Source organism: Thalassospira sp. UBA848 (genome assembly GCF_002295455.1).
In the GTDB taxonomy this organism is placed as follows: domain Bacteria; phylum Pseudomonadota; class Alphaproteobacteria; order Rhodospirillales; family Thalassospiraceae; genus Thalassospira.
On sequence record NZ_DBGS01000087.1, the window covers coordinates 1 to 2,594 of the forward strand.

At 54.9% G+C, this 2,594-nt stretch carries 3 protein-coding genes; 1 reads left to right on the plus strand and 2 read right to left on the minus strand.

Annotated elements, in window-relative coordinates; all coding sequences use genetic code 11:
- Window positions 1-906: methyl-accepting chemotaxis protein (locus B2R48_RS12265; RefSeq protein ID WP_297000766.1), on the plus strand; the 906-nt coding region annotated here is incomplete at its 5' end.
- A 101-nt stretch (window positions 907-1,007) separates the two neighbouring features.
- Here B2R48_RS12265 and B2R48_RS12270 read toward each other — a convergent pair.
- Window positions 1,008-2,357 (minus strand): TldD/PmbA family protein, encoded by a 1,350-nt coding sequence (locus B2R48_RS12270; RefSeq protein WP_213475489.1) that lies wholly within the window; start codon window positions 2,355-2,357, stop codon window positions 1,008-1,010.
- 29 nt (window positions 2,358-2,386) lie between these two features.
- On the minus strand, window positions 2,387-2,594 hold a 208-nt coding region (locus B2R48_RS12275; protein ID WP_297000768.1), incomplete at its 5' end, for a hypothetical protein.

Sequence of the window (2,594 nt, forward strand, 5' to 3'; positions counted from 1 at the left end):
CGCAACGACGAACTCGAAGCCGAAGCCCGCGCGCAGGAAGAACGTGCAAAGGAAGAGCAACGCCGGTTTATGAACCAGACTGCGGACAGCTTTACGAACAGTGTCGGCAGCATTATCGAGGCGGTGGCGGCTGCTGCTGTTGAATTGCAAGCAACCGCAACTGGCATGTCCCAGATTGCCAGAACTGCGTCCGAGCAAACCACAGCTGTTGCCTCGGCCAGTGAGGAGGCAAGTGGAAATGTTGGTTCTGTTGCATCTGCGACAGAAGAGCTTAACAGCTCAATCGAGGAAATTAATCGACAGGTTGTCTTTTCGACAGAAATTGCCAAAAAGGCGGTCGATCAGGCCCGTGAAACCATGCGCGGTATTCAGGAACTCGTCGAGGCTTCCAACAATATTGATGAGGTTCTGAAACTGATTTCCGATATTTCGGATCAGACCAACATGCTGGCCCTGAACGCGACGATCGAGGCATCTCGTGCCGGTGATGCAGGCAAAGGCTTTGCGGTTGTCGCCAACGAGGTCAAGACCCTGTCGGCACAGACAGCCAAAGCGACAGAAGAAATTCGCGCGCAGGTCAATAGTCTTCAGGGTCGCACAGGCTTTGCGGCCAGCCAGATTGAACTGATCAGCAAAACCATCAGCGAAATGGACGGAGTTGTCGCGACGATATCCTCAGCGGTGGAGGAACAGTCGGCAGCGACCCGCGAAATTGCCTTTAACATCGAACAAGCCGCAACCGGGACAACGGTTGTAAGTTCCAACATCGTTACGGTTTCGCAGGCCGTAAACGAGGCGGGCACGGCGTCCAGTGACGTTCTGACCGCGGTTAGCACCTTGTCCGAGAATTTCAATACCCTGAAAGGTGCCACAGACAGCTTTGTCAGTACCATTCGTGCTGCCTGAGCCCCCGGATACCCAAAGTACCCAAGAAACACCCAAACTTAAAACGCCCGGCCAAATGGACCGGGCGTTTTTTTCGGGTGGTTGCCATGGCTGGCGGTTTTTTACTGCCCGGCCAGGGTCATGCCGTCAATGCGAAGCGTCGGGGCATTGGTGCCGTATTTAAACGTCAGATCATTGGCCGGTTCGACAGAACGGAACATGTCCTTGAGGTTCCCGGCGACCGTTATCTCCGAAACCGGATAGGCCAGCACGCCATTTTCAATCCAGTAGCCCGATGCCCCGCGCGAATAATCGCCCGTTACACCGTTGACACTGCTGCCGATCATCTCGGTGATATACAGGCCCGATTTAATGTCCTTGATCATGTCTTCGGGCGAAGTTGTGCCCGGTTCCATATAAAGGTTGGTGGTTGACGGGCTGGGCAGGCTTCCGGCGCCGCGTGATGCGTTGCCGGTCGATTTCAGACCCAGTTGACGGGCTGAACGCAAATCCATGATCCAGGTTTTCAGAACCCCGTTTTCGATCAGGTGGCGTTTCTGGTTTGCCACCCCTTCGGCATCAAACGGTTTGGACCGCAGGCCGCGTTTGCGATGCGGATCATCAATGATGTTGATATGCGGCGCAAAGATTTCGCTGCCCATCGCATCAAGCAGGAAGCTCGTGCCACGTGCAATACCCGATCCGTTAATGGCAGACGACAGGTGCCCGACGATAGATGCCGAAACGCGCGGATCATAGATCACCGGAACCTGTGCGCTTTTGACCTTGCGCGGGTTCAGGCGCCGCAGGGTCTTTTCGGCTGCTTTTTTGCCGATATCGACCGGATCGCGCAGATCGGTCGAAAAGACTGCGCTGTCATAATCGTAATCGCGTTCCATGCCTGTGCCGGTCCCGGCCAACACCGACACTGAAATGTGGCTGCCCGACCCGGCATAGGAATTGGCAAAGCCGTTGGTGGCTGCCAGCGTGATCTGGTGGCGGCCCCAGCCGGCTTCTGATCCTTCGGAGTTGGTGATGCCCTCGACCGAACGCGCTGCTTCTTCACACGCGCTGGCCCATTCGATCAGTTTGTCCTGATCAACCTCGCCCGGCTCGCAAAGCTCAAGCGCTTCGACATTGAAGGTTTCGGCAAGTTCACTTGGGTCGGCAATCCCGCAATAAGGATCTTCCGGGGCATTTTTGGCCATCGCAACCGCACGTTCGACCAACTCGCCAAGCGCTGCGTTGCTGGTGTCAGATGACGATACAACTGCCTGTTTCTTGCCAATCAGGACCCGCAGGCCAAGATCAGCCCCCTCGGAACGTTCAAGCTTTTCCATTTTGCCCAGACGTTGGGCAACCGAAAGCGATGTGCCTTCGACATAAACGGCATCGGCATCGTCTGCACCGGCCTTTTTTGCCTGTGCCAGTAGGTCATTGATGCGATCAAGTGTCATGTCGGTTTTGGGCATGGAGGCTCCCTTGTATCGGAATGTGTTTCTTACGTTATAGGGGGCACGAACGTTTTCGCATAGACCCGAAACAAAAAGCTGGTTTTGGTCTTGAATTCCTGCCTTGTTTCAGAGTTGGCAGGACGAAGGCCGAATGGCAAGGCCCGGTCAATTACAGATTTCAAACGGCTTTCTGTTATACTCAAATGAACAAGTCCTGATGGTGCCAGATAAACGGGAACGCGATGAACAAGCAGA